Genomic DNA, 24,063 nt, shown 5'->3' with positions numbered 1-24,063 from the left:
CGCGTCCTTGATGCGGATGTGCGGGTGGCTTTCGTCGACGATGTACCGGTTCTGGTACAGCTTCTCTTCGATCTTCACCATCATGGTCATCGCACGGCCCTCACCAGCTTGATCGCGTCACCCACCAGACCCAGCACCGAGCGCTTCTTGACGAAGGACTTCATGATCTCCTTCTCCTTCGTGCGCTTGTCGACGCTGTCCACGGTGAACCAGTTGTGCGCGGCGGCCGTGATGGCGTCGGGGTAGGCGCCGAAGAACTGCTTGTTCTCGTGCATGATGCCCGGCAGCTCGCGGTACTTCTTGAGGTCCTTCATGATGAAGCTGTCGTCCAGCTTCTTCTTGTAGGTGGCGAGGTTCGACGCGCTCATGGCCTTGCCGGCGCGCTTCATCTCGATCACCGTCTCGGCCGCCATGCGCCCTGACGCCATGGCGAGGTTGGAGCCCTCGCGGTGCGCGGCGTTGTTGAAGTGCGCGGCGTCGCCCACCACCATCCAGCCGTCGCCGTAGAGCTGCGGGACCGCCTTGTAGCCGCCCTCCGGGATCATGTGGGCGGCGTACTCCTTGGTCTCCGCACCCTCGATCAGCGGCTTGATCACGGGGTGGTTCTTCAGGTCCTCCAGCATCTTGTACGGCGGGCAGTTGCCGTGCTTGAAGTCGGAGATGAGGCAGCCGATGCCGATCGTCAGCGATTCCTTGTTGGTGTACAGGAACGCGGTGCCGACCATGCCCTTGGTCACCTTGCCCATGATCTCGATGACGACGCCCTCTTCGCCCTTCAGGCCGAAGCGCTGCTCGATCACCTCGGGATCGATGAACATGATCTCCTTGACCGCCAGCGCCACGTTCTGCGGCTCCAGCTCTTCCTGGTAGCCGGAGCGCTTGGCGAGCAGCGCGTTCACGCCGTCGGCCATGATCACCACGTCGGCGTGGATCTCGCCGTTCACGCGGTCGGTCTTCACGCCGATGACCTTGCCGGACGCGTCGCGGATCAGGTCGGTGACCGTGGTCTCGCAGATCTGCAGGCCGCCGGCCTTCTTGATCCGCTCGCTGAACCACTTGTCGATGTTGGCGCGGATGATGGTGTAGCGGTTCGGCGTCTCGGAGTTGAAGCCCTCCGAGCGGTAGTTGGTGCCGATGTAGTTGTCGTCGCCCAGGAGCCAGATGCGCTGCTCGATGATGTGGCGTTCGGTGGGGCAGTCGTCGCGGAAATCCGGGATGATCTTCTCCAGTTCCGCGGCGTACATGATGCCTCCCTGGACGTTTTTGGCACCCGGGTATTCGCCGCGCTCCAGCTGCAGGACGTTCATGCCCGCAGCGGCGAGGGTGTAGGTCGCCGCGTTGCCGGACGGACCGGCCCCGATGACGATGGCGTCGAACTTTTCGACCATGTCCTGTCGTCCTCCTGTCAGCTGGCCATCCGGTTGACGGCCAGCTTCTTCGAGAAGGCGGCGGTCAACGCGGGAAGGATCTTCAACGCATCGCCGACGATGCCCTGGTGGGCGAAGTCGAAGATCGGCGCGTTGGGGTCGGTGTTGATGGCGAGGATCAGGTCGGACTTCTCCATGCCGACCCGATGCTGGATGGCGCCGGAAATGCCGGCGGCGATGTAGAGGGTGGGGCGCACCGTCTTGCCGGTCTGCCCGACCTGACGGTCGTTGGTGGTCCAGCCGGCCTGCACCAGCGGGCGCGACACGCCCACCTCGCCGCCCAGAACCTTGGCGAGGTCGAAGCAGAGCTGCAGGTTCTCCGGCTTGCCCAAGCCCTTGCCGCCCGCCACGATGACGTCGGCGAAGGCCAATTGCGCCTCATTCTGTTCGCGGTCGGCGATGAAGCTCAGCACCTTGGTGACGAAGTCGTCCTCGGTCAAGTGCGGCGTCACCTCGATGACGCGGCCGACGCGGCTCTCGTCACGCGCCGGCATCGACATGACGCGCGGGCGGACGGTCGCCATCTGCGGGCGGTAGGCCAGCGTTTGGATGGTGCACAGCAGCGTGCCGCCGAACGTCGGCCGGGTGGCGGCCAGCGAGCGGTTGTCGGCGTAGATGTCCAGTTCCGTGCAGTCGGCGGTGAGGCCGGTGGTCAGCGTGGTGGCGATGGCGCCCGCCAGATCGCGGCCCAGCGTGGTGGCGCCCAGCAGCACGATCTCCGGCTTGTAGGTGTTGACCACGTCGGTCATCACCTTGGCGTAGGGCTCCGTGCGGTATTCCGACAAACAGGGGTCGGTCACCTTGTAGACCACGTCGGCGCCGAAGCCGAAGGCCTGCGCGCAGATGGCGTCCAGCGACGGGGAGGCGGCGCCCAGGACCACGGCGCCGACCTCGACGCCCAGCTTGTCGGCCAGCTTGCGGGCTTCGCCCACCAGCTCCCACGACACGGAGTGCGGCTGGCCGCGCTCCTGCTCGACGATGACCCAGACGCCCTGGTAGACCTTCAGGTGCTCGGGCAGTTGGAACTTGCGGCCTTGCGGCTTGGCGGGGGCGTCGCTCATGGTGGTCCTCACATTCCCTGGGCGGCGCGCTGGAGCAGCTCGCCCGCGAGTTTCGGCTGTGCGGCGAAGATCGTCTCGACGGCGGCGGACGCCAGCGCGCCGGCGTCGCCACCCTCGACCTCGATGAACTTGGCCTTCTCGGCGCGCGGCTTCGGCACGAAGACCTTGGAAACGACGGTGGGCGAGCCCTTGAGGCCGACCTTCGTCTCGTCCTCGACGCAGTGGTCCTTGTTCCACACCTTCAGCTGGTAGCGGGCGGCGCGGAACATGTCGTCCATGGTGCCGAAGCGGATGGTGTTGGTGCCCTCCAGCATGGTGATCATGACCGGCAGCTTGGTCTTCATCACCTGCACGCCGCCTTCGGCACGGCGGTGCACCGTGATCTCCTTCTTCTCCGGATCGAAGCTCTCGATCTTCGAGATGTAGGTGAGCTGCTGGAGGCCCAGGCGCGTGCAGATGCCGGGGCCGACCTGGGCGGTGTCGCCGTCCACCGTCTGCTTGCCGCAGAACACGATGTCGACCGGCTCCTCCTCGCTCAGCTTGCGGATGGCGGAGGTCAGCGCGTAGGAGGTGGCGAGCGTGTCCGAACCGGCGAACTTGCGGTCGGTCAGCAGCACCGCGTCGTCGGCGCCGAACGACAGCGCCTTGCGCAGCGCGGCTTCCGCCATTGGCGGGCCCATGGTCAGCACGGTGACGCGCGCACCCACCTGATCCTTCAGGCGCAGCGCCTCTTCCAGCGAGAACAGGTCGAAGGGGTTGATGATCGCCGGGACGCCCTGCCGCATGATCGTGTTCGTCACGGGGTGAATACGGATCTGCGCGCTGTCGGGCACCTGTTTGATACAGACGACGATGTGCATCCCGGTCTCCTCGAAAAATACCGGCCCCGGGGGGCCACGGTTTGCTGTTCAGCAAACGGCGTGCCAGCGGATGCCCCGATCGTAGCGGCTTGATTTTCCAAGGGTACTAGCCGGCCGGGCAGGTCTCGGGCAGTTGCGCGAACATGTCGCAATCCCGACACGGGGCCGACACGGGCGGCCGTTTGTCGGGTTCGTTACACCTTTGATACGGGGTGGTGATCCGGGGTAGCCGGCGTGGTTTCCGGGGTGGACAAGCTCTGATTGCCCAGGTTAGGTCTGCTTCGTTCTTTGGGGGAAACGGAATGATGCAGATCTTGCCGTCGCGCCTCGTCCTCGGGGGCGCCGTCGCCCTGGTCTTGGCCGTTGGATGCGTCGGTGCGGCATTCGCCGGGGACGGCGCGGGGATCTATGTGAAGCTCGACGTCGGCAACGCCTGGACTCGCAACGCCGGGGGCGATTTCGGGCGCGACCTGGGGCAGGGCGCGCTGCTGGGCGGTGCCGTCGGCTATCGCTTCTCGCCGGAGCTGCGCGTGGACCTGGGGGTGACGCGCCGGTTCGGGTTGCGCTACGGCGAGAACGCCGTCGATCCCGACGACGGTACCCGCGTGACCGCTGGCGCGCGGGTGCGCTCCACCGCGCTGATGCTGAACGGCACCTACGCGCCGGTGGCGTTCGGTATCGTGCGCCCGTACGTCACCGCCGGTATCGGCGTGGCGTGGAACCGCATGGACCGGCTGGACATCGCGGTGGACGGCAGCCCGCTGGGCACGCTGGACGGCGGCTCGCGCGCCAACCTGGCGCTGCAGGCGGGGGCGGGCGTCAGCGTGGCGCTGCACCCGGACATCGCCGTCGACGTCGGCTACCGCTACGCCCACCTGGGCCGGGTGCGCACCGGCGACAGCTTCCGCTTCGCGCCGTCGCTGGTGCCGGAGCTGGGCGGCGCGGCCGTGTCCGACCCCAGCCTGCGGATGAACGGCCGCCTGCGCGCACACGAGCTGGTCGTGTCCGCCGCCTATTCCTTCTGACCGGAGATTCGGGAAACCGCCATGGCCATCGACAAGATCCTGAACGTCCTGTTCGACCAGGGCATCCGCATGGAGCGGGAGCGGGCGCTGATCTTCGGAACGTCCGGCGACGACAACATCCGAAGCGTCGAAGAGCACTTCACCGTGCGCGGCCTGACCGGGGCCGACCGCATCACCGTGCAGGCGGACAACCAGACGGTCTATGGCGGCGGCGGCGACGACAACATCGAGCAGGGCTATGGCCGGTGGGACGGCCGGCTGGTGGCGCACGGCGACAGCGGCAACGACCAGATCAGCGCGGGCGCCGGCGCGGACGTGCTTTACGGCGGCACCGGCAACGACACCATCGTCGGCGGGAACGGTGGCGACGTGATCGTCGGCGGCGCGGGCGACGACCTGCTGTACCCGAACCGCGACCGCCAGGGCGGGGCCCGTCAGGACAACGCGGCGGACACCATCCAGTACGGCCCCGGCACGGCGCACGGGAACGACACGATCGTCGGCCTGAACGTCGCCGAGGGCGACCGGCTGGCGATCAGCCGGGAATGGCGGATCGACGCAGTCGAGGATGCCAAGGGCTATCTGGTGACGCTGAGCGGCGACGAGGCCGTCTGCACCATCCGGCTGGAGGACGTGACCGGCGGGATCAGTGGAAGCGGCTGGTACACGCTGTTCTGAGGGGGCGGGGACGTTGGGTTTTCGCTGGCGCTCAACCCAACCTACGGCTGAGCGGTAGGTTGGGTTGAGGCGTAAGCCGCAAAACCCGACGGCAGGCGCCTATCCCACGAAACGGGGGGCGTTCAGCAGCTGGTCCAGGGGCACGAAGCGGTTGGCGGCCTTGGCGGCCTCGTCCTTGTGCACCTTGAAGGTCTTCTCGGCGATGGCGTTCGACACCACGAAGTCGTGGTAGGCGCGCGTCAGGTGCAGGCGGTAGCGGTCGGCCAGCGCCTCGTCGTCGTCGATGCGGTCGATGCCCTCGTCGGCGTTCAGGTAGTCGTGGAAGCGCTGCAGGATGTGCAGGCGGTTCACGTGCACGACGCGCTGCTCGTAGGGCACTTCGAGGAAGCGCAGGAAGTCCTCCGCCGTCTCCAGGTCGTCGAGGTCGTCCTTGAAGCTCATTGCAGCATTCCTTCTTTGAGTGCGGCCGGCGGGTGTGCCGTCCCGCAGGCGTCCTGGCCGCAGACGTTGCCGCAGCTGTCGCACACCACGCCGGTGAGGGGGGCCAGCTTTAGCGCCTCCTCCGCCGTGTGGGCTTCCAGCCGGGCCTCGATGCGGTTGATGTGGTCGATCAGGCAGGCAATCGCCTTGCCGACCGGGTCGGGCATCAGGTGGTGGTCGAGGTCGATGCCGCTTTCCCCGGCGGCGCGGCGCAGGCCGGCCGGCTGCACGATGCGGCCGGGAATGCCGACCACCGTCATGCCGTCCGGCACGTCCTTGGTGACCACCGAGTTCGCACCCACCCGCGCGTTGGCGCCCACCGTGATGGGGCCGAGGATCTTGGCGCCGGAACCGACCAGCACGCCGTCCTGCAGCGTGGGGTGGCGCTTGCCCTTGTTCCAACTGGTGCCGCCCAGGGTGACGCCGTGGTAGAGCGTCACGTCGTCGCCGACCTCCGCCGTTTCGCCGATGACGACACCGGCGCCGTGGTCGATGAAGAAGCGGCGGCCGATCCGGGCACCGGGGTGGATGTCGATGTTGGTGACCGCGCGCGACAGGTAGGCCAGGAAGCGCGCCGCCCACTTGAACCCGCGCCGCCACAGCGCGTGCGCGACGCGGTGCGCGATCAGCGCGTGGACGCCGGGGTAGCAGGTCAGCACCTCCCACCGCGTGCGGGCCGCCGGGTCGCGGTCGAACACGCAGGCGACGTCCTCGCGCAGGAGGCGGCCGATGCCGGGGCCTTCGGCCGGGGCGGGGGATGCGGTGACGGCCTGCTGCATGGCGGTGGCCCCCGGTCGGGTCAAGGGTGCGGTTACGGCTGCGGGACGAGGTCGTGCAGGAAGGCGCGCAACTCGTCCGGCGTCGGCGCGCGCTTGGCGGTGGTGGCGAAGACGCGCACGCGGCCGAGGATGGCGCGGGCGGCGGTGTCGTCCACCTCCTCCCCGATCTGGCTGTAGGCCAGCTTCACGGCCGAGGTGCCGGAATGCTTGCCCAGCACGATGCGGTGCTCGCGCCCGACCTCGGCCGGGTCGAAGTTCTGGTAGGTGCGGCGGTCGCGCAGCAGGCCGTCCACGTGGATGCCGGCCTCGTGCGTGAAGACGGCGTCGCCGACGATGGACTTGTTGACCGCCACCGGCCGGTTCGACGCGGCCTCCACCAGGTCGGAGATGGCGCCCAGCGAGCGGGTGTCGACGCCCGTCTCCAGCCCGTAGAGCACCTTGGCCGACACGACGACCTCTTCCAGCGGCGCGTTGCCGGCGCGCTCGCCCAGGCCGTTGACCGTGGTGTTGACGTGCGTCGCACCGCCCAGCACCGCGGCCAGCGAGTTGGCGTTGGCAAGGCCCAGGTCGTCGTGCGCGTGGATCTCGATCTCCAGGTCGGTGGCGGCGCGCAGCCGTTCGATCGCCGCGCGGGTCTGGAAGGGGTCCAGCACGCCTAGCGTGTCGGCGAAGCGGAAGCGCCGGGCGCCGGCCTGCTGCGCCACCGTGGCGGCGGTGATCAGGAAGTCCATGTCGGCGCGGCTCGAGTCCTCGCCGCCCAGGCTGACCTCCAGCCCGGCGTCGCGCGCCTTGCGGATCATGCGGTCGATCTCCGCCAGCGCCCAGTCGCGCGAGCGGCGCAGCTTGCGCGAGATCTGGATGTCCGACACCGGCATGGAGAGGTTGACGAAGCCGACGTTGCAGCTCAACGCCGCTTCCAGGTCGGCGTCGCACATGCGGCACCAGACCATCAGCTTGGATGTGAGGCCCAGGGAGGCGACGGCGCGGATGCCGTCGCGTTCCTCCTCGCCCATGGCCGGGATGCCGATCTCCAGCTCGCCAACCCCGGCGCCGTCGAGGGCGCGGGCGATGGCGATCTTCTCGTCGAGCGTGAAGGCGACGCCGGCCGTCTGCTCGCCGTCGCGCAGGGTGGTGTCGTTGATCGTGACGGAAGCGGTGTTGCGCATGATCCCGAAGCCCCCGCAGGTTGTGTTACGCGTACGTCGGTTCGAACGCCTTGGGCGCGCCTTCCTGCGACCAGTAGGGCGACAGCTTGCGCAGCCGGTCGATGATGCCCGGCACCACGGCGATAACCGCGTCGATCTCCGCCTCCGTCGTCTCGCGCGACAGGGAGAAGCGGGTGGCGCCGTGCGCGGCGGTGTAGGGCACGCCCATCGCCCGCATCACGTGGCTGGGCTCCAGCGAACCCGACGTGCAGGCCGAACCGGAGGAAGCGGCGATGCCGTGCTCGTTTAGCAGCAGCAGGATCGCCTCGCCCTCGATGTACTCGAAGGCGACGTTGCAGGTGTTGGGCAGGCGGACGTCCGGGTTGCCGGTGACGAAGCAGTTGGGGATCTGCGCCAGCAGCGCCTGCTCCAGCTTGTCGCGCAGCGCGCGCACACGGGTGTTCTCGTCGGCCATGTGGTGCAGGGCGAGTTCGGCCGCCGCACCCAGCCCGACGATGGCCGGCGCGTTCTCCGTGCCGGCGCGGCGCGAGCGCTCCTGGTGGCCGCCGCGCAGCATCGGGCGGAAGCGGGTGCCGCGCTTGACGTACAGGGCGCCGATGCCCTTGGGCGCGTGCAGTTTGTGGCCGGACAGCGACAGCATGTCGATGGCCGAGTCCGCCAGCTTCATGGGGATCTTGCCCACCGCCTGCACGGCGTCGGTGTGGAACAGGGCACCCACCGCCTTGGCCATGACCGCCAACTCCTCGACCGGGAAGAGGGTGCCGGTCTCGTTGTTGGCCCACATGATGGAGACGATGGCGACGTTCTCCGACAGGGCCGCCCGGTAGGCGTCCATGTCCAGGTTGCCCTTGCCGTCCACGCCGATGCGGTGGACGGTGTAGCCCTTCTTCTTCTCCAGGTAGTCACACAGCGCCAGCACGGCGGGGTGCTCGACCACGCTGGCGACGATCTCGCGCTTCTTGGGGAAGGCCTCCAGGGTGGACAGGATGGCGGTGTTGTCGCTCTCCGTCCCGCCGGAGGTGAAGACGATCTCGCTGTCGTGCGCGGCACCCAGAAGGGCCTGCACCTGCTGGCGCGCCCATTCGATCTTGCCGCCCACCGCGGCGCCGAAGCCGTGCATGGAGGACGGGTTGCCGAAGTGTTCGGAGAACAGCGGCAGCATCTCCGCCAGGACCAGCGGGTCGACGCGGGTGGTGGCGTTGTTGTCCAGGTAGATGCCCTTGGTCATTTACGCCTCCACCTTCATGAGCGAGGCGGGCTTGACGCGGACGAACTCGCCCAGCTTCTCCACCAGCTTCATCTGCACGCCCATCATGGTGCCCGCCGACTGCGAGCAGCCGGAACAGGCGCCGCTGAGCCGCACGTAGATGTCCTTGCCGTCGATGTCGACCAGTTCCACGTCGCCGCCGTCCTTCTGGATGGAGGGGCGGATCTCCTCGATGGCCATCATGATCGCCTGCATGCGCTGCACGTTGGTCATCTTGGACGGCGCCGGGGCGGCGGCCTTGGGCTGAAGGGGCTTGATGGCGTCGAGGCCGACGGTGCCGGGGGCGTGCGCCTTGGGCTTGGTGGCGGTCTTCGCCATCACCGCCTCCAGCACCTCCTCGATCTTCTCGTGGCAGGTCTGGCAGGAACCGCCGGCCTTGGTGTAGTGGGTGACCTCCTCAAGGGTGGTCAGGTTGTTGACCGTCACGGCGCGCTCGATCATCGCGGCGTCGATGCCAAAGCACTTGCAGATCAGCTCGCCTTCCTCGTGGTCGTCCTCCCACGCCTCGCCCTTGAAGTTGGCGATGGCGGCGCGCAACGCCTCCGCCCCCATGACGGAGCAGTGCATCTTCTCCGGCGGCAGGCCGCCCAGGTAGTCGGCGATGTCGCGGTTGGTGAGCTTCAGCGCCTCGTCCACCGTCTTGCCGATGATCATCTCGGTCAGCGCCGAGGACGACGCGATGGCCGAGCCGCAGCCGAAAGTCTGGAAGCGCGCGTCCTCGATCACGTCGGTGTCGGGGTTCACCTTCATCATCAGCTTGAGCGCGTCACCGCAGGTGATCGAGCCGACCTCGCCGACCGCGTTGGCGGTGTCCAGCACGCCCGAGTTCTTCGGGTTGAAGAAGTGTTCCTTGACCTTGTCGGTGTAGTTCCACATGGCGCTCTGCCTTTCCGGGATATCGGCGTGCCCTGGGGGGACTGAAGAGGGGGTGTTTAGTGGGCGGCGGTGCCGCAGCTCGACCCGGCGGTCGAGCCGGGTGCGCAGCTGCCCGACGAGAAGGACTTGCCGCAGCCGCAGGAACCGGTGGCGTTCGGGTTGTCGAACTTGAAGCCGGAGCCTTCGATGCCTTCCACGAAGTCGACGACCACGCCGTCCAGCAACGGCTGGCTGGCCTCGTCGACGTAGACGAGCACGCTGCCGAACTCGAACACCGCGTCGCCTTCGCCGGCGTCCGCTTCCAGGCCCATCTGGTACTTGTGGCCGGCACAGCCGCCGTCCGTCACCGCGATGCGCAGCCCCTTGGCCGCGGGAGCGTTGCCGGCCAGGACCCGTTCCAGGGTGGCTACGGCGCTGGGCGTCAGGGTCACCATCTTCGCCATCTCCTTGGCTGGTGAAAATCAGCTGCCCATCGATGAAGCACGTTCCGTGCCAGTCCGTAAGGCGCTGATTCGCAAGGATTGTCATGTTTCGACGAGGGGGGGCTGACGCGTTCGCGACAAAGGGGCGTGTCGGGTTCTCGACAGATGCGGCGAGATGCCGCAGGGCCTTGCCGCGGCAATACGGCGCACCAATTGCGCCCTTCATGGCGCGAAGACCATGAGATTATTATGGGTATGGTGCGGCGCCGGCACGGGGGACTGCATGGAACGACCGATCGAGTTGCGCATTTCCGACGGCCGCATGGCCTTCGGCGACGTGCCGGAACACATCGACGAGCGGCTGCAGGCGGCGGTGGCCGCGCGCGGCGAACCGCAGCGCTGCGAGGAACTGCTTTGGGAGGCGCACCGGCTGGGACCGCGCGTGCTGCCGGTGTTCTACGCGCTGTACAAGTTCTACTTCAGCCGGCTGCGCCTGAACGACGCCGAACGCGTGGCGCTGATCGGCCTGGATGCCGCGGCTGCGCAGGGCGGCTACCCGTCCGACTGGCGGGCGCTGGCGCCGGGCAGCACGGACTGGGATGCATCGGGTACGGCGCGCTTCACGCTGTTCACGCTGAAGGCGCTGGCCTTCATCTCGCTGCGCCGGGGCAACGCGGAGCAGGCCGCCACGATCCTCGCCAAACTGGCCGAGATCAACCCGGCCGACCACGTCGGCTGGCGCGTGGTGGAGGCGCTGGCCAGGGACGACGGCGAAGAGGAGTAAGTCCTTAACAAAAGGTCTTACCACTTCTGCGGCAGATTGTCGCAGGGGCGTGCCCGCTTGTGGGTGAGCGGGGCGTCCGGGAATCGTCCGGGGCTTTTACACCCGTTGCCCCGTCTGGGTTTTCTCTTTGCGCGCGAAAGGTCTAACCCCTTCGTGAACGCGAAAAGAGCGACTTGTACTCACAATTACCGGTAGTGCCGTGGCCGTGGCGGGGCTTACGCTTCACCACGATACGTTGAGCATCCGCTCGGCGAAGGCCAAAGCCACGGGGGGACTCATGGCCAACATCTACGGCACGAACGCCAACAACAGCCTGTATGGCACCAACAGCAACGACGCCATGTACGGGTATGGCGGCAATGATCGCCTTTACGGATACGGCAACGCCGACCGGTTGTACGGTGGCGACGGCAACGACACTCTGGACGGCGGCACGTCCGGCTACGGCGACAGCCTGTGGGGCGGCAGCGGCGACGACTGGTACATCGTCTTCAACGGCAACGACCGCGTGTATGAAACCGCAGGCGCCGGGTACGACACCATCGAGGCGCCGGTCAACTTCTCGCTGGCCAGCGCCGCCAACGTCGAGGCGCTGCGGCTCATGGAAGGGCGGGGCGACCTGACCGGGACGGGCGGCGGCGGCAACGACGCGATCACCGGCAACAGCGGGCGCAACGTGCTGGACGGCGGCGGCGGCAACGACCTGCTGCGCGGGATGGGCGGCAACGACACGCTGCGCGGCGCGGCGGGGCGCGACACGGTGTCGGGCGGCGATGGTGCGGACCTGCTGTCCGGCGGCACCGGCGACGACACGTTGGACGGCGGGGCCGGCAACGACCAGCTGTGGTACGACGCCGGCGGACAGGACGTGATGATCGGGGGCAGCGGGACCGACCTGTTCCTGTTCGATCCCACGATCCTGGGTGCGGGCACGCACACGGTGCGGATCCAGGACTTCGACCTGGAGGTCGACCACGTCGGCGCGCGCAATTGGTGGAGCTACGGCTACAGCCTGCAGGATCAGAACGCCAACGTGGTGCTGGAGCTGCAGGACGGCAACGTGTCGGCCGGCGACACCATCATCCGGGTGGAACTGGTGGGGGTGCGCAACATCGATTTCGCCAACGCCATCGAGGCGCACGGAGGCAGCACCTACGGCTGGTTCGACGCGTAGGCGGTGCGAAAACCCAACGTCGGTAATCCCGAAACGCAAGACGTCGGGTGGAGGGAACGGGCATCCCGGCCCATCGCCGTCCCTCCACCCGCGCCCGCTCTCCCCGGGAGAGGGGAGCCCGTGCGGCGTGGCGGCCTGATGTCAGGCGGCCAGCGCCTTGTGGGTGATACAGCTCTTCGAGCAGACCTTGGCGCAGCTCTCGCAGCCGATGCAGTTGGCGGCACCCTTGACGCTCATCACCTTCTTCTCGGCCTCGTCGTCGAAGGCGTCGACGATGTCGCCGTCCTCGGTGATGCCGATCAGCTCCAGGACGTCGCGGCCGCAGACCTTGAAGCAGCGGCCGCAGCCGATGCACTGCTTCTGGTCGATGCTCTCCACGTACTTGGGCGTCCAGGCGGTGCCGCCGCGGGTCAGTCCGGTCACGTAAACGGTCATGCTCTGCTCCCGATGCTCAGGGTTGGTGGGTGGGTCACGCCCCGAGCGCCTTGAGCGCGGCGCGCTTCTCGGTCAGCTCCTTGTAGGCGTCGTAGGTCTCGCGCGCGACGTCGAGGATGCGTTCCCAGTTGACGGGCAGCTCCTCCGACAGGTCGTGCAGGTCCATCTTCTTCGCCGTGGCGCGGGCGTTGAGCTTTTTGATCTCGTCCTTCAGGACGTCGGCTTCGCTCATGTCGGGATCCTCACAGCTCCGCCACGACGCGGTGCTTTTCGATCAGGGCCACGGCGTCCCGCACCAGCTTGGCGCCGTCGGCGACCAGCTTCTCCTGGGACGGGAAGCCGAAGCGGTGCACGTCGCGCAGGTGCTTCGACACCACCACCAGGCGGCCGGCGATCAACACGATGCGGCCGAAGCCTTCGTGGCTCATCTTCAGCATCGGCGTCGCCATCATGCCGGTCAGCTTCTCGATGGTGATGCCGACGGCCTTGTAGAAAAGCTCCAGCCGCCACAGCGTGTCCGGGTCCGGATCGCCGATGATCGGCATGGCGGCGCGCGCCTCCTTGTCGAGGATGAAGGGGGCGAGCAGCACCTCGTCGCTCTTGCCCTCCCAGGCGCCGTAGCTGTCCTCGGCGCGGAACAGCAGGACGAGATTCTTCAGGAACTGCTCTTCGAGATCATCCGCGACGGTCACGTCGGCCATGTCTGGGGCCATGTCTCACTCCTCCTCGTCTGCGAAATCGAAGGTCTGCGGCTCGCCCTTGCTCAGCGCCTTGCGCAGCCAGGGGGGCGGGTTGCCGTTGATGGTGACGATCAGGCGGTCGAGCAGCGTGGTGATGGACTCCGTCGCCTCGACCTTCACCGGATGGATCTTCTTGGCCACCACGCGCGCGGCGGCCGAGGCGCCGATCGCCGACAGGTAGACGATGGCGCAGTCGCTCAAGGCCTCCAGCTTCGGGACCAGCTTGTCCTCGTTGCCGTCCTCGAACATCGAGCCGCCGAACTGGCAGGTCTCCACCATCTTGTAGCCGGCCGGGTCGACCTCGTAGATCGCGATGTTCTTCGCCCAGCCGAAGTGGGCGTCGACGTGCTGCATGTCCTGCGTGCAGAAGGCTACCTTCATCGATCCTCCTCGGGGGCTTGGCGCCCCGTCATCCACGAGCCTCAGACGGCGCTGCATCCGCATCCGCCACCTCCGCACGCGTGGCCATGCTCATGGCCGTGCGCGTGCCCGTGCTCATGTCCGTCGTGGTCCGTCTCGCGGGCCAGGAACAGGTTGCCGATCTCGAACACCAGGTCGCGCGTGCCACGGTAGCCAACGCCGACCTTCATCCCGGCGCCCAGCCGGTCGAACTGCGGCAGGCCCATGCGGTGCAACTGGATGCCCAGCCGCGCCGCCCCCTGGCGGCCGTGCGAGTTGGAGATGATCAGGTCGGCGTCGCGCGCCACCGCCTCGACGTCGGAGTGGTCGCCGACCATGATGGTGCCGGCCTTCACCTTCTCCAGCACCGGCGCCTGGGTGGGCGACACGGCGGCCATGACGATGGCGCCCATGTCGTTGAGGAAGCCGGTGACGGCGTACAGCAGGTCCGGTTCCAGCGCCACGGCGACGCGCTTGCGCGAGAAGTAGAAATGGCCGTCGAGCATGGCGTCCACGAGGCTCTCGCGCTGGCGCCGGATGCGCGCCGGCACCGGGCGCTTCGATACGTCGGCCAGCGTCTTGATGAAGCGGTCGGTGGTCTCCAGTCCGGTCAGCCGGTCGAAGAACACGGTCGGCACGTCGGTCTTCAGCTCCAGCGCCGCGGCGGCGCGGCGCATGTGCTCGCCGAACACCAGCGTGACCTCCGACGCGCCCATGTCGCGCACCTGATCGATGGTCGTTCCGCCCAGCGAGGTGGCGGTGAACTCCGTCGGCTGGCGGCCGCACATGGACAGCGACAGGTCGGGCAGGATGATCGGCGTCAGGCCGAAGCTCTCGATCAGGTCGCGGATCTCCTCCACGTCGCCGGCGGAGAGCTGGCAGCCGGCCAGCACGTTGACCTGCCCGCGCCGGGTCTGCGCGGCGGGCTGGGCGAACTGCTCGACGATGCCGGTGACCGCTGCGGCGAAGCCGTCCTCGAAGCCGCCGATGAAGTCGGGCGTGCTGGCGAACACCAGCCCCATGTCGGCGAGGCCCGGGTTGCGCTGGCGGAACGTCCGGTAATGGCCGGCGAGGTCCTCGCCCTTGGTCTCCGTCACGCCGGTGGTGCACACGCCGATGAGCGCGGGCTTCAACCGCTCGTGGATGTTGCGGATGGCCTCTTCCAAGTTCTCGTAGCCACCGAGGATGGTGGACACCTGGTCCATGGCGGTGGTCTGCAGCGGGATCGCCTCGCGGAAGTGGCGGACCAGCAGGACGAGGCCGAAGGCGGTGCAGCCCTGGGAGCCGTGGAACAGCGGCAGGCAGCGGTCCATGCCGAGGAAGGCGAGTGCGGCGCCGATCGGCTGGCTCATCTTCAGCGGGTTGGTGGACGCGGCCTTGGAAGAGGTCGGGAAGCGTGCGGCGTGCGACATGGGGCGGCCCTCCTCGTTCTTCCTCAAAGGGACGCTTCCCAGGGGGCGGGCAGGCGAACCTGCCGCCAGATGGGGTTGGACAGCGTCTTGTCGATCTCCTCGCAGAGATTGACGATGCCGTCGTAGCCGGCGTAGGCGTGGTGGCGTTCCTGGTTGATGTCCAGCCACGGCACCTTGGCCTTCAGCGAGATGAACTGCGAGCGCCCGCCGGAGAGCATGATGTCCGCCTCCGACTCCCGCAGCATGCGGTACATCTCCTTGGGCTTGAGGTCGTCCCACATGTGGAACTCCTCGCCCTTCTTCTTCTTGATGCGGTCCTTGTCTTCCCGGGTCGACTTCTTGGTGGAGGTGCCGACGATGGTCAGCCCGGCCTCCTCGAGTGCGGTGACCATGGACCAGCTCTTGACGCCGCCCGTGAACAGCAGCACCCGCTTGCCATCGAAGCGCGGCTTGTAGGGTTCCAGGCGGCGCTTCACGCGCGCCTCTTCCCGGGCGATCACGCCTTCGGCGCGGTCCATCAGCGAGGCCGGCGCCCCGCGCTCCACCAGCATGGCGGCCATGGTGCGCAGCGTGTCGGTGGTGTCGGTGACGCCGTAGAACGATCCCTCGAAGTAGGGGATGCCCCAGCGCTCCTGCATCTTGCGGCCGACGTTCACCAGCGCCTGGGAGCACACCACCATGGTGAGGCGCGCGCGGTGCGCCTGCGCCACCTCGTTGTAGCGGCCGTCGCCGGAGATGCAGGACAGGATGCGGATGCCGATCTCGTCCAGCAGCGGCTTCACCTGCCACAGCTCGCCGGCCAGGTTGTATTCGCCGACGATGCAGATGTCGGTGGAGGTGGTCATCTCCGGCTCGACCGTGCCGATGACGTGGTCGAGCAGCGTCTCGCCGGCCAGCTTGTTGCCCAGGTTCTTGGAACCCACGAAGCCCGGCGCCGTCACCGGGATGACCGGCTTGCGCAGCTTCTGGGCGGCGAACTTGCAGACCGCCTCGATGTCGTCGCCGATCATCGCCGGCACGCAGGTCTGGTACACGAAGACGGCCGGCGGGTCGTACTGCTGCACGATCTCCTTGATCGCCTTGTAGAGCTTCTTCTCGCCGCCGTGGACGATGTCCAGCTCCGACAGGTCGGTGGTGAAGCCCGTACGGTAGAGCTGCGAGCCCGACGACCGGGTGCCGCGGTTGTCCCACGAGTTGCCGAGGCAGGCGATGGGGCCGTGCACGAGGTGGGCGACGTCGGCGATGGGCTGGAGCGCGATCATCGCGCCGTCATAGGCGCAGCCGCCGGCGGCGGCACCGGGCTTCAGCGCCTTGGTGCAGCCCTTCTTGCGCTCCTTCTCCGACTTGCCCTGGTTGGTCGCGCAACCGGGCTCGTTGAAGACGTCCTGGATCTTTTCCTGGAGCATGGGCTTGCCTCCTCGTGGCTGGCCAACAGGGATATGCACGGGGTGTGCCAGTGGCGGACGCTGTGCTAACGCATTGATTTTGCGTGGTTTGTCATGTGTCGGGCGCGTGTGCGATTGCTGACAATGACCGGCTGGCGTGTCGGGTGTCGCACAGCCGACGGAGATCGGGCGCGCTTGTGCCGACGGATGGAAATTCCCTGGATTGGCGAGTGTGGATTGCGCTGCTATGTCCGTTGGTGCGGCAAGCGAAGCCGGCAAAGCCGCGGCTGGCATAACGGGGAAGCCACCATGACGACGGGCACCGAATTGGACACCGAAACGGCCGTCGCGCCGGACGCCCGTCAATGGGCGTGGCTGGCGGACACCTACTGGTACGTGCCGGAGGCGTACCTGCCGGCGATCCGCCAGACGAACCTGCGCGAGGCGCGCACCACGACGGTGCAGGACCAGACGGTGTGGTGGATCGAGCGCTTCGAGAACGGCTACCTGACCGGCCGGACGGCGATCAGCACCGACGGCGGGAACTTCACCTATTACACGCTGCTCGGCTCCGTCACGCCGGACGGTGCGGTGCTGCTGAGCTTCAGCCCGGAGGACGCCAGCGTGACCAGCGCCACGGACCGGCCGACGACCGGCTCCGGCCGCATGGCGCGGTTCCAGGGAGGCTGGGCCTTCCTGATGCAGATGATTAGCGGCGCGAATGCCGTCGCCATGGCCCACTGGGCCTACATGGTCCAGGCCACCCCGGACAGCGACGCCTGGACCAGCCTGCCCGGCGTGCCGGAGGTGGGCGTGGGGGACGTGTTTTCGTGAGGGGCGGGAATCGAAGACCGATGTGCCAGCTTTGACGTCGTTGCGAAGTGTATTCGGAAACAAAAAGATGATGGAGTTGATTGTGCCCGAAGAGACCGTTGTGGTTCGTTACGGTGACGGTGATGATATAATTGCCCAAGCCCAACAAATTTGGATAATACTTGTGTCGTCTGTAATGGGCGCAAAATTTAGAGGAGAGAAGGAATTTAAAATTACATATGGAGATTTGGCGGAACTAATGGGATACCGTGATCGGCGTGCGGGGCACATGTTAGGCCGACAACTCGGGATTGTTGGGATGTATTGCAAGACGCATAACATAGCGCCTCTAAACGCGATAGTGGTTACGCAAGAATCTGATGAGCCTGGGTGTGGTGTGCTGCTACGTGAGGGGCGCTCAGTTCGGAAAGAACAGGCAAGCGTAATGAAGGAAGATTGGTTCTCCGTTCGCGTTCCTAGTATTGAGGTGCTTCAGGATATGTGGGGGCTCATAAAAGAACAGATAAGAGATTAGCGGTCCGTCTCTTCCCGCTCCAGTTCCGCCACGTGCCGTTCCAGGCTCTGCACGAGTTGGGCGCGCATGAATGCCCGGTAGGGTTCGGTGTCACCCGTCTGTTGTCGGCGCTCCACCGCGTCCAGGTAGGCCTGGCGCACCTCCGGGCCGATGGCGACGGGCGGGTAGCCGGCCTTCAGCATGATCAGGTTCATCAGCAGGCGCGCCGTCCGGCCGTTGCCGTCCGAGAAGGGGTGGATGGTGACGAGGCGGTGGTGCGCCTCGAACGCCGTGTCGGGGGAGGGCGGGGCGGACTGCAGCCATTGTCCGAAATCGCCCATCAGCGGCGCGATCTCCGCCGGTGTCGGAAAGCGGACGTCGGAGCCGGCGATGAAGCGCTGGCGGTCGCTGTAGCGGCCGGCCTCGCCGGGAAGGCTGCGGCCGAGGATCAGGCGGTGGATCTCGCGGACATCGCTCTCGCGCACCGGTTCGGCGGCGGATGCCAGCGTGCGGATGTATCCCAGCGCGTGGTGGTGGTCGACGGCCTCCAGATGGTCGCGCAACGGCTTGCCGGCGACGGTGATCTCCTTCTCGATGACCAGCGCGGTTTCCCGGCGCGTCAGCGTGCCGCCCTCGATGGCGTTGGAGGTGTAGGTCAGCTCGACGTCGTACCAGGCGTCGAACGCCCGCGCGCTGCCGGGGAAGCGGGCGCGCAGCGCGTGCCATCGGTCGCGCAGCCGTTCGAGGTCGTCCATGGCCGGTCCCTGCGGGTCGGAAACGCCAGGAGTATAACGCCAAAAAACAACCGGCGCCCGCCCCGAAGGGCGGACGCCGGTTGCCGCAGCAACGTGACCCGGATCAGCGGATCAGGTCGAACGAGTAGTCGGTCTTGCCGACCTCGTTGGTCGTGGCGTCCATGTCCTCGAAGATGCGGTCGAGGATGCGGACCAGCACGTTCAGCGCGCCCTGGTAGCCCCAGGTCGGGTAACGGTGGTGGTGGTGACGGTCGAAGACCGGGTAGGTCAGGCGGATGAGCGGGATCTTGGTGTCACGCTCCAGGTACTTGCCGTAGCTGTTGCCGATGATGTAGTCGACCTTGTCGGTGAACAGCAGCGAGCGCAGGTGCCAGAGGTCCTTGCCGCCGTAGGCCTTGCCGTCCTTGCCGAAGGGCGAGCCGTCGAGCGTCTTCTGGACCTGCTTCTCCCACTTCTTCGAACCCGAGGTGGAGAGGATGTGCACCGGCTCCGCACCCAGTTCCAGCAGGAAGCGGGTCATGCCCAGGCAGAAGTCCGGGTCGCCGTAGATGGCGAAGCGCTTGCCGTGCAGGTGGGCGTGGCTGTCCGAGAAGGCATCGACCAGACGGCCGCGCTCCAGCTTCAGGGCCTCCGGGATCGGCTTGCCGGTCAGCTCCGACAGCTTCACCAGGAGTTCGTCCGTGGCGGCGATGCCCATCGGATAGTTGAACTTGGCGACCTCCTGGCCCTTCTCCTTGCAGAACTGCAGGGTCTGGGTGGTGTTGTACTCCTGGAGGGAGATGGTGGCCTTGGCGTGCAGCGCCGCCTTGGTCTCCTCCAGCGTGGTGCCGCCGTCGTACATGCGGTACTCGCCGTCCGCCGGGGTGTCGAACACGTCCGACACGTCCGACAGGATGCGGCCCTTGATGCCGAAGAGGTCGAAGATCCGCTTCAGCTCGCGGTTGTTGCCGACGGCGTAGCCGTCGAAGCCGCCGATCAGGTTGATGCTCTCGTCCTTCGGGGTGTCGAAGTTCTCGGCCTTGTCCCAGAAGTGCGAGAGGATGCCCTTCATCATGTTGTCGTAGCCGACGATGTGGCTGCCGACGAAGGCGGGCGTGTGGGCATGCGGGACCGGGAAGTCCTGCGGCACGCTCTCCTTGTTCTTCGCGTTGGTGATGAAGCCGGCGAGGTCGTCGCCGATGACTTCCGCCATGCAGGTGGTCAGCACGGCGATCATCTTCGGCTTGTACAGCGTGTAGGCGTTCGCCAGGCCGTCGATCATGTTGTTCAGGCCGCCGAACACCGCCGCGTCCTCGGTCATCGACGAGGAGACCGCGCTGTTCGGCTCCTTGAAGTGACGGGTGAGGTGCGTGCGGTAGTAGGCCACGCAGCCCTGCGAGCCGTGCACGAAGGGCAGGGTGCCTTCGAAGCCCTGGGCGGCGAACATGGCGCCGATCGGCTGGCAGGCCTTGGTCGGGTTGATGACCACGGCCTCACGGGCGAAGTTCTTCGCCTTGTAGTCCTCGGACTTCGTCCATTCGGAGACTTCGGCGACCTTCTCGTCCGAGTGGCCGTACTCGAACTCGGCCTTCTTGCGCTCGAACAGCGCCTTGTACTCGGGCTGGCGGAACAGCGTGAAGTGGTCGAGGACCTTGTCCGCGTCCTGGGAAACAGGGAACGTCATGATGGGATACTCCTATTTCCTGGCGGATTACTCGGCCGCGGCCGGCTTGGCGTCCCACGGGGCCTTGAAGAAGCCCCAGACGGGATTGTTGATCGCCATGTCCATGTCGCGGGCGAAGATCGCGAAACCGTCGTAGCCGTGGTACGGGCCCGAGTAGTCCCACGAGTGCATCTGCCGGAACGGCAGGCCCATCTTCTGGAAGACGTACTTTTCCTTGATGCCCGAGGCGACCAGGTCGGGGCGGATCGCTTCGACGAACTTCTCCAGCTCGTAGGCCGTGACGTCGTCGTAGATCAGCGTGCCTTCCTTCACGTAGTGGTTGGTGCGCTGGTAGTCGTCGTTGTGGGCGAACTCATAGCCCGTGCCGACGATCTCCATGCCCAGGTCGTGGTAGGCGTCGACCACGTGGCGCGGACGCAGGCCGCCGACGTAGATCATGACCTTCTTGCCTTCCAGGCGCGGCTTGTACTTGGCCAGGACGGCGTCGACCATCGGCTGGTACTTGGCGATCACCTTCTCCGCGTTCTCCTTGATCTTGTCGTCAAAGAGAGCGGCGATCTTGCGCAGCGACTCGGCGATCTGCGACGGGCCGAAGAAATTGTACTCCATCCAGGGGATGTTGTACTTCTCTTCCATGTGACGCGCGATGTAGTTCATCGAGCGGTAACAGTGGATCAGGTTGACCTTGGCCTTCGGCGTGTTCTCCAGCTCGGCGAGCGTGCCGTCGCCCGACCACTGGGCGATCACGCGCAGGCCGATCTCTTCCAGCAGGATGCGCGAGGCCCAGGCGTCGCCGCCGATGTTGTAGTCACCGATGATGGTGACGTCGTACGGGGTGGCCACGAAGTCCGACTTCGGCTCCGTCTTCTCGAACACCCAGTCCCGGATGCAGTCGTTGGCGATGTGGTGGCCCAGCGACTGCGAGACGCCGCGGAAGCCTTCGCAACGCACGGGGATGATCGGCTTGCCGATTTCCGCCGCCTTGTTGCGGGCGACCGCCTCGATGTCGTCGCCGATGAGGCCGATCGGGCACTCCGACTGGATCGAGATGCCGTTCACCAGCGGGAACAGCTCGTTGATCTCGTCGATCACCTTGGCCAGCTTCTTGTCGCCGCCGAAGACGATGTCCTTCTCCTGGAAGTCGGAGGTGAAGTGCATCGTGCCCCAGCTGTCCACGCCGGTGTCGCCGACGTAGTAGTTGCGGCGACCGGACCACGAATAGTAGCCGCAGCCGACCGGGCCGTGGGAGATGTGGATCATGTCCTTGATCGGGCCCCACACCACGCCCTTCGAACCGGCGTAGGCGCAGCCACGGATGGTCATCACGCCCGGGATGGACTTGATGTTGGACTTGACGCCGCAATCCTTGGCCTCGGCCTCCAGCACGTTGATGTGCTTGGCGCGGCGCTTGCGCGACTTTTCGGGATAGGCTTCGAGAACACTGTCGACGATGCCCTTGACGTCGACACCTTCGTTCACGGACAGGCTCATGGCCAGCTCCTGGTCAATCTCGTTTTCCGCGCCGCTACAGCGCGGGACCGGACCCCCTCTCTCCCACCCCGGTGTCTAGGCCGGGGTGGGCCGGGGAGGGGGCCAGTGAAGTACTGAAGGCCCCCTGGGATCAGGCCTTGGCCGCTTCCTTGGCCTGCAGCTCGGCCAGCGCCTGCTCGTCCGACTTCATGATGCCGAAGTCCATCAGCATCTGCTCCAGCTCTTCCATGGTGATCGGGGTCGGGATGGTGCCCTTGCCCTTGTTCGCATGGACCTTGTTGGCGAGCTGGCGGTACTCGTCGGCCTGCTTGCTGTCCGGCGCGTACTCGATGACGGTCATGCGGCGCAGCTCGGCGTGCTGCACGATGTTGTCGCGCGGCACGAAGTGGATGAGCTGCGAACCCAGGCGGGCGGCCAGCGCCTCGGCCAGCTCCAGCTCCTTGTCGGTCTTGCGCTCGTTGCAGATCAGGCCGCCCAGGCGCACGCCGCCGCTGTTGGCGTACTTCAGGATGCCCTTGGCGATGTTGTTGGCGGCGTACAGCGCCATCATCTCGCCGGACATGACGATGTAGATTTCCTGGGCCTTGTTCTCGCGGATCGGCATCGCGAAGCCGCCGCACACCACGTCGCCCAGCACGTCGTAGGAGACGTAGTCGACGTCGTCGTAGGCGCCGTTCTCTTCCAGGAAGTTGATCGAGGTGATGACACCGCGGCCGGCGCAGCCGACGCCCGGCTCCGGACCGCCGGACTCGACGCACTTGATGCCCTTGTAGCCGATCTTCAGAACGTCCTCGAGCTCCAGGTCCTCGACCGAACCGGCTTCGGCGGCGAGGTGCAGCACGGTGTCCTGCGCCTTGGCGTGCAGGATCAGGCGGGTCGAGTCGGCCTTCGGGTCGCAGCCGACGATCAGGATCCGCTGGTCCAGCTCGACGAGAGCGGCCAGGGTGTTCTGGGACGTGGTCGACTTACCGATGCCGCCCTTACCGTAGAAAGCGATCTGGCGAAGGCTCATGAGGGTCGCTCCTTTGCTTTGAAGGGTCCGTTGTCTCGTCGCGGCGGGATGGCGCCGCTTCCGGCCTACTTAGAGCAAGGGGCGTGCCAACTCGGATGCAGCCTCATAATGTATTGATATGTAAAGGTTTGTCGGTTCGCGTCGGGATTCGTGCGGTCGCCGGGACCCTGTGACATACCCGACAAACCCCTATTTTTTGTCGGGTCAATGTCGGGTCTAAAACAGGACGGGATCGGTCCCGAAAACACGAAGGGCCGCCATCGGCGGCCCCCGTCGCGGCGGCCCCCGTCGCATGCGCCTCCGGGCGCGCGTCAGGACGGCGACGGCCGGCGGCGCGCGTGCAGCCACAGGCCGCTGGCGACGAAGGCGGCCGGGATCAGGGCCAGCAGCACCCAGACGGCGCGGACGGCCGTTCCCAGGGCGCCGCCCGCGAAGTCGCCCATGTGCAGATGGTGGTGGGCGGCCCAGAACCAGCCGGCGGCCGACGCCTCGCGGCCGTCCTGGAGGGCGAGGACCCGCGGCGGGGTGCCGCCGACGATGGCGTGGCTGGGCACCAGGGTTCCCGGTGTGTCGAAGCTGACGACGGCCGGGTGGTCGGGTTTCGCGGGAATCCGGACATGCCGCGCGCGGCCGTGGGGCAGGGCGGCGCGGGCGGCCGCCACGGCGGCGTCCAGGTCGGCGACCGGGGCCGGCGCGTGGGCGGCCGGCTCGGGGTTGGCGGGCACGCGGCTGGCGGTCACCGCTTCGACCAGGGCGCGGGTGGGGGTGGTCCAATACATGGCCATGCCGGTGAAGGCGACCATCAAAAGCAGCGCCGCGGTCGCCAGGCCCGTCGCCTGGTGCAAACGCGACACCGCCAGCCGCGCGCTGCGGCTGAAGTCGGGGACGGCGTTGCGCCAGGGCCGCGGGGGCAGCGACCACAGCCACAGCCCGACCAGAACCTGCACCATCATCGCGAGCGCGACCGCCGACACGAGGTGGCGCGCCCAGGGGCGGGCGGAACCGTCGACCAGCAGCCAGCGGTGCAGGGCCACCAGCGTGCCGCGGACCGTGCCGTGGGGATGGTGTTGGGAGAGGATGGCGCCGGTGTAGGGATCGAGCGTCATCACGCCGGCCCCGCCGGCCAGCCAGAGCGTCCAGGCGTCGGCCGGCGTTTCGCCGGCGGAGATGGACCAGACGGCGATGTCGGGCTTCTGCTGCCGCACCCGCTCCAGCAGGGTGCGGTGGGAGAGCGGCTCGCCGCGCGGTTCGACGTGCCAGACGTGGGGCGCGAGGGCGCCCTCGATCTCGTGCCCGAAGACGAGGAGCGCCCCCGACAGGCTCAGCACCAGCAGGGGCGCCGCCATCAGGTAGGTCAGCCACCGATGCAGCCGGCGCAGTCCGTGGAAGAGCCGGGCCTTGAAGGGCGTGCGCCCCGCCGGTGCATGAGCCATGCCGATGCCCCC

The 24,063-nt window shown here is 67.0% G+C and carries 26 protein-coding genes; 6 read left to right on the top strand and 20 right to left on the bottom strand.

Annotated features, from left to right (window positions below; translation table 11 throughout):
• Positions 1 to 86 precede the first annotated feature (86 nt).
• Genes VED21_RS02975 through VED21_RS02965 form a run of 3 tightly spaced genes read right to left on the bottom strand, consistent with a single transcriptional unit; the run spans position 87 to position 3,348 of the window.
• Positions 87 to 1,388 (bottom strand): FAD-dependent monooxygenase, encoded by a 1,302-nt coding sequence (locus VED21_RS02975; protein ID WP_324880820.1) that lies wholly within the window; start codon positions 1,386 to 1,388, stop codon positions 87 to 89.
• Positions 1,389 to 1,405: 17 nt separating this feature from the next.
• The gene (locus VED21_RS02970) at positions 1,406 to 2,488 is read right to left on the bottom strand and encodes an electron transfer flavoprotein subunit alpha/FixB family protein (RefSeq protein ID WP_324880819.1); all 1,083 of its coding nucleotides are present in this window, start codon (positions 2,486 to 2,488) and stop codon (positions 1,406 to 1,408) included.
• Between the two features lie 8 nt (positions 2,489 to 2,496).
• Positions 2,497 to 3,348, bottom strand: a complete 852-nt coding sequence (locus VED21_RS02965) for an electron transfer flavoprotein subunit beta/FixA family protein (protein WP_324880818.1) — start codon at positions 3,346 to 3,348, stop codon at positions 2,497 to 2,499.
• A 302-nt stretch (positions 3,349 to 3,650) separates the two neighbouring features.
• On the opposite strand from VED21_RS02965, the gene VED21_RS02960 reads away from it, so the two are divergent.
• Together VED21_RS02960 and VED21_RS02955 are read left to right on the top strand one after the other, a co-directional pair.
• Entirely contained in the window at positions 3,651 to 4,373 is a 723-nt protein-coding gene (locus VED21_RS02960; protein ID WP_324880817.1) for a porin family protein, read from the top strand.
• Between the two features lie 21 nt (positions 4,374 to 4,394).
• Positions 4,395 to 5,051, top strand: coding sequence for a hypothetical protein (locus VED21_RS02955; protein WP_324880816.1), 657 nt, complete (start codon positions 4,395 to 4,397; stop codon positions 5,049 to 5,051).
• A 99-nt stretch (positions 5,052 to 5,150) separates the two neighbouring features.
• On the opposite strand, the gene nifW is transcribed toward VED21_RS02955, so the two are convergent.
• From nifW to VED21_RS02925, 6 genes are read right to left on the bottom strand one after another with little or no spacing between them, the layout of a single operon-like run.
• On the bottom strand, positions 5,151 to 5,492 hold the full coding sequence (nifW, locus tag VED21_RS02950) for a nitrogenase-stabilizing/protective protein NifW (RefSeq protein WP_324880815.1): 342 nt from the start codon (positions 5,490 to 5,492) through the stop codon (positions 5,151 to 5,153).
• Complete coding sequence (cysE, locus tag VED21_RS02945) at positions 5,489 to 6,310, bottom strand: serine O-acetyltransferase (protein ID WP_324880814.1); 822 nt, start codon at positions 6,308 to 6,310, stop codon at positions 5,489 to 5,491. The genes nifW and cysE overlap by 4 nt, the downstream gene beginning before the upstream one ends.
• A gap of 32 nt (positions 6,311 to 6,342) precedes the next feature.
• Positions 6,343 to 7,476: a homocitrate synthase gene (gene nifV / locus VED21_RS02940; protein WP_324880813.1), complete on the bottom strand. Its 1,134-nt coding sequence runs from the start codon at positions 7,474 to 7,476 to the stop codon at positions 6,343 to 6,345.
• A gap of 25 nt (positions 7,477 to 7,501) precedes the next feature.
• On the bottom strand, positions 7,502 to 8,704 hold the full coding sequence (nifS, locus tag VED21_RS02935; protein WP_324880812.1) for a cysteine desulfurase NifS: 1,203 nt from the start codon (positions 8,702 to 8,704) through the stop codon (positions 7,502 to 7,504).
• A complete protein-coding gene (gene nifU / locus VED21_RS02930; protein ID WP_324880811.1) occupies positions 8,705 to 9,619 on the bottom strand; it encodes a Fe-S cluster assembly protein NifU in 915 nt (304 codons plus the stop codon). It lies immediately after the preceding gene.
• Positions 9,620 to 9,675: 56 nt separating this feature from the next.
• Positions 9,676 to 10,053 carry an iron-sulfur cluster assembly accessory protein gene (locus VED21_RS02925; RefSeq protein WP_324871891.1) on the bottom strand — a complete coding sequence of 126 codons (378 nt, stop codon included), beginning with the start codon at positions 10,051 to 10,053 and terminating at the stop codon, positions 9,676 to 9,678.
• 271 nt (positions 10,054 to 10,324) lie between these two features.
• On the opposite strand from VED21_RS02925, the gene VED21_RS02920 reads away from it, so the two are divergent.
• Together VED21_RS02920 and VED21_RS02915 are read left to right on the top strand one after the other, a co-directional pair.
• Complete coding sequence (locus VED21_RS02920; protein WP_324880810.1) at positions 10,325 to 10,825, top strand: hypothetical protein; 501 nt, start codon at positions 10,325 to 10,327, stop codon at positions 10,823 to 10,825.
• A 277-nt stretch (positions 10,826 to 11,102) separates the two neighbouring features.
• On the top strand, positions 11,103 to 11,999 hold the full coding sequence (locus VED21_RS02915; RefSeq protein ID WP_324880809.1) for a calcium-binding protein: 897 nt from the start codon (positions 11,103 to 11,105) through the stop codon (positions 11,997 to 11,999).
• Positions 12,000 to 12,140: 141 nt separating this feature from the next.
• Here the strand turns inward: VED21_RS02915 and fdxB are convergent, their stop codons facing one another.
• Genes fdxB through nifE form a run of 6 tightly spaced genes read right to left on the bottom strand, consistent with a single transcriptional unit; the run spans position 12,141 to position 16,391 of the window.
• On the bottom strand, positions 12,141 to 12,434 hold the full coding sequence (gene fdxB, locus VED21_RS02910; RefSeq protein ID WP_324871888.1) for a ferredoxin III, nif-specific: 294 nt from the start codon (positions 12,432 to 12,434) through the stop codon (positions 12,141 to 12,143).
• 34 nt (positions 12,435 to 12,468) lie between these two features.
• Positions 12,469 to 12,666 carry a CCE_0567 family metalloprotein gene (locus VED21_RS02905; protein ID WP_324880808.1) on the bottom strand — a complete coding sequence of 66 codons (198 nt, stop codon included), beginning with the start codon at positions 12,664 to 12,666 and terminating at the stop codon, positions 12,469 to 12,471.
• Positions 12,667 to 12,676: 10 nt separating this feature from the next.
• Positions 12,677 to 13,147: a NifX-associated nitrogen fixation protein gene (locus VED21_RS02900; protein WP_324880807.1), complete on the bottom strand. Its 471-nt coding sequence runs from the start codon at positions 13,145 to 13,147 to the stop codon at positions 12,677 to 12,679.
• Between the two features lie 3 nt (positions 13,148 to 13,150).
• Positions 13,151 to 13,555 carry a nitrogen fixation protein NifX gene (nifX, locus tag VED21_RS02895; protein ID WP_324880806.1) on the bottom strand — a complete coding sequence of 135 codons (405 nt, stop codon included), beginning with the start codon at positions 13,553 to 13,555 and terminating at the stop codon, positions 13,151 to 13,153.
• Positions 13,556 to 13,596: 41 nt separating this feature from the next.
• Positions 13,597 to 14,985 (bottom strand): nitrogenase iron-molybdenum cofactor biosynthesis protein NifN, encoded by a 1,389-nt coding sequence (gene nifN, locus VED21_RS02890; protein WP_324880805.1) that lies wholly within the window; start codon positions 14,983 to 14,985, stop codon positions 13,597 to 13,599.
• Positions 14,986 to 15,008: 23 nt separating this feature from the next.
• Positions 15,009 to 16,391, bottom strand: a complete 1,383-nt coding sequence (gene nifE, locus VED21_RS02885) for a nitrogenase iron-molybdenum cofactor biosynthesis protein NifE (protein WP_324880804.1) — start codon at positions 16,389 to 16,391, stop codon at positions 15,009 to 15,011.
• A 288-nt stretch (positions 16,392 to 16,679) separates the two neighbouring features.
• Between nifE and VED21_RS02880 the strand changes: the two genes are divergently transcribed.
• Together VED21_RS02880 and VED21_RS02875 are read left to right on the top strand one after the other, a co-directional pair.
• Entirely contained in the window at positions 16,680 to 17,204 is a 525-nt protein-coding gene (locus VED21_RS02880) for a hypothetical protein (protein ID WP_324880803.1), read from the top strand.
• 67 nt (positions 17,205 to 17,271) lie between these two features.
• Positions 17,272 to 17,718, top strand: coding sequence for a hypothetical protein (locus tag VED21_RS02875; protein WP_324880802.1), 447 nt, complete (start codon positions 17,272 to 17,274; stop codon positions 17,716 to 17,718).
• On the opposite strand, the gene VED21_RS02870 is transcribed toward VED21_RS02875, so the two are convergent.
• The 5 genes from VED21_RS02870 to VED21_RS02850 form a co-directional block, all read right to left on the bottom strand.
• Entirely contained in the window at positions 17,715 to 18,452 is a 738-nt protein-coding gene (locus VED21_RS02870) for a Fic family protein (protein ID WP_324880801.1), read from the bottom strand. The two genes, VED21_RS02875 and VED21_RS02870, sit on opposite strands and share 4 nt — an antisense overlap.
• 103 nt (positions 18,453 to 18,555) lie before the next feature.
• Complete coding sequence (gene nifK / locus VED21_RS02865) at positions 18,556 to 20,115, bottom strand: nitrogenase molybdenum-iron protein subunit beta (RefSeq protein ID WP_324880800.1); 1,560 nt, start codon at positions 20,113 to 20,115, stop codon at positions 18,556 to 18,558.
• A gap of 27 nt (positions 20,116 to 20,142) precedes the next feature.
• Positions 20,143 to 21,606, bottom strand: a complete 1,464-nt coding sequence (nifD, locus tag VED21_RS02860) for a nitrogenase molybdenum-iron protein alpha chain (protein ID WP_324880799.1) — start codon at positions 21,604 to 21,606, stop codon at positions 20,143 to 20,145.
• Positions 21,607 to 21,736: 130 nt separating this feature from the next.
• A complete protein-coding gene (gene nifH / locus VED21_RS02855; protein WP_324871879.1) occupies positions 21,737 to 22,618 on the bottom strand; it encodes a nitrogenase iron protein in 882 nt (293 codons plus the stop codon).
• Between the two features lie 311 nt (positions 22,619 to 22,929).
• On the bottom strand, positions 22,930 to 24,051 hold the full coding sequence (locus tag VED21_RS02850; RefSeq protein WP_324880798.1) for a PepSY-associated TM helix domain-containing protein: 1,122 nt from the start codon (positions 24,049 to 24,051) through the stop codon (positions 22,930 to 22,932).
• Positions 24,052 to 24,063 lie beyond the last annotated feature (12 nt).

It is taken from the genome of Azospirillum sp. (assembly GCF_035627195.1).
Classification (GTDB): domain Bacteria; phylum Pseudomonadota; class Alphaproteobacteria; order Azospirillales; family Azospirillaceae; genus Azospirillum.
The sequence above is the reverse complement of the archived record's forward strand: the minus strand, read 5'-3'. Positions and strand labels throughout refer to the sequence as shown.

Coding starts and splice junctions, on each gene's coding strand:
- VED21_RS02975 (WP_324880820.1), bottom strand. CDS start 1,388: ATGGTCGAAAAGTTCGACGCCATCGTCATCGGGGCCGGTCCGTCCGGC.
- VED21_RS02970 (WP_324880819.1), bottom strand. CDS start 2,488: ATGAGCGACGCCCCCGCCAAGCCGCAAGGCCGCAAGTTCCAACTGCCC.
- VED21_RS02965 (WP_324880818.1), bottom strand. CDS start 3,348: ATGCACATCGTCGTCTGTATCAAACAGGTGCCCGACAGCGCGCAGATC.
- VED21_RS02960 (WP_324880817.1), top strand. CDS start 3,651: ATGATGCAGATCTTGCCGTCGCGCCTCGTCCTCGGGGGCGCCGTCGCC.
- VED21_RS02955 (WP_324880816.1), top strand. CDS start 4,395: ATGGCCATCGACAAGATCCTGAACGTCCTGTTCGACCAGGGCATCCGC.
- nifW (WP_324880815.1), bottom strand. CDS start 5,492: ATGAGCTTCAAGGACGACCTCGACGACCTGGAGACGGCGGAGGACTTC.
- cysE (WP_324880814.1), bottom strand. CDS start 6,310: ATGCAGCAGGCCGTCACCGCATCCCCCGCCCCGGCCGAAGGCCCCGGC.
- nifV (WP_324880813.1), bottom strand. CDS start 7,476: ATGCGCAACACCGCTTCCGTCACGATCAACGACACCACCCTGCGCGAC.
- nifS (WP_324880812.1), bottom strand. CDS start 8,704: ATGACCAAGGGCATCTACCTGGACAACAACGCCACCACCCGCGTCGAC.
- nifU (WP_324880811.1), bottom strand. CDS start 9,619: ATGTGGAACTACACCGACAAGGTCAAGGAACACTTCTTCAACCCGAAG.
- VED21_RS02925 (WP_324871891.1), bottom strand. CDS start 10,053: ATGGTGACCCTGACGCCCAGCGCCGTAGCCACCCTGGAACGGGTCCTG.
- VED21_RS02920 (WP_324880810.1), top strand. CDS start 10,325: ATGGAACGACCGATCGAGTTGCGCATTTCCGACGGCCGCATGGCCTTC.
- VED21_RS02915 (WP_324880809.1), top strand. CDS start 11,103: ATGGCCAACATCTACGGCACGAACGCCAACAACAGCCTGTATGGCACC.
- fdxB (WP_324871888.1), bottom strand. CDS start 12,434: ATGACCGTTTACGTGACCGGACTGACCCGCGGCGGCACCGCCTGGACG.
- VED21_RS02905 (WP_324880808.1), bottom strand. CDS start 12,666: ATGAGCGAAGCCGACGTCCTGAAGGACGAGATCAAAAAGCTCAACGCC.
- VED21_RS02900 (WP_324880807.1), bottom strand. CDS start 13,147: ATGGCCCCAGACATGGCCGACGTGACCGTCGCGGATGATCTCGAAGAG.
- nifX (WP_324880806.1), bottom strand. CDS start 13,555: ATGAAGGTAGCCTTCTGCACGCAGGACATGCAGCACGTCGACGCCCAC.
- nifN (WP_324880805.1), bottom strand. CDS start 14,985: ATGTCGCACGCCGCACGCTTCCCGACCTCTTCCAAGGCCGCGTCCACC.
- nifE (WP_324880804.1), bottom strand. CDS start 16,391: ATGCTCCAGGAAAAGATCCAGGACGTCTTCAACGAGCCCGGTTGCGCG.
- VED21_RS02880 (WP_324880803.1), top strand. CDS start 16,680: ATGACGACGGGCACCGAATTGGACACCGAAACGGCCGTCGCGCCGGAC.
- VED21_RS02875 (WP_324880802.1), top strand. CDS start 17,272: ATGATGGAGTTGATTGTGCCCGAAGAGACCGTTGTGGTTCGTTACGGT.
- VED21_RS02870 (WP_324880801.1), bottom strand. CDS start 18,452: ATGGACGACCTCGAACGGCTGCGCGACCGATGGCACGCGCTGCGCGCC.
- nifK (WP_324880800.1), bottom strand. CDS start 20,115: ATGACGTTCCCTGTTTCCCAGGACGCGGACAAGGTCCTCGACCACTTC.
- nifD (WP_324880799.1), bottom strand. CDS start 21,606: ATGAGCCTGTCCGTGAACGAAGGTGTCGACGTCAAGGGCATCGTCGAC.
- nifH (WP_324871879.1), bottom strand. CDS start 22,618: ATGAGCCTTCGCCAGATCGCTTTCTACGGTAAGGGCGGCATCGGTAAG.
- VED21_RS02850 (WP_324880798.1), bottom strand. CDS start 24,051: ATGGCTCATGCACCGGCGGGGCGCACGCCCTTCAAGGCCCGGCTCTTC.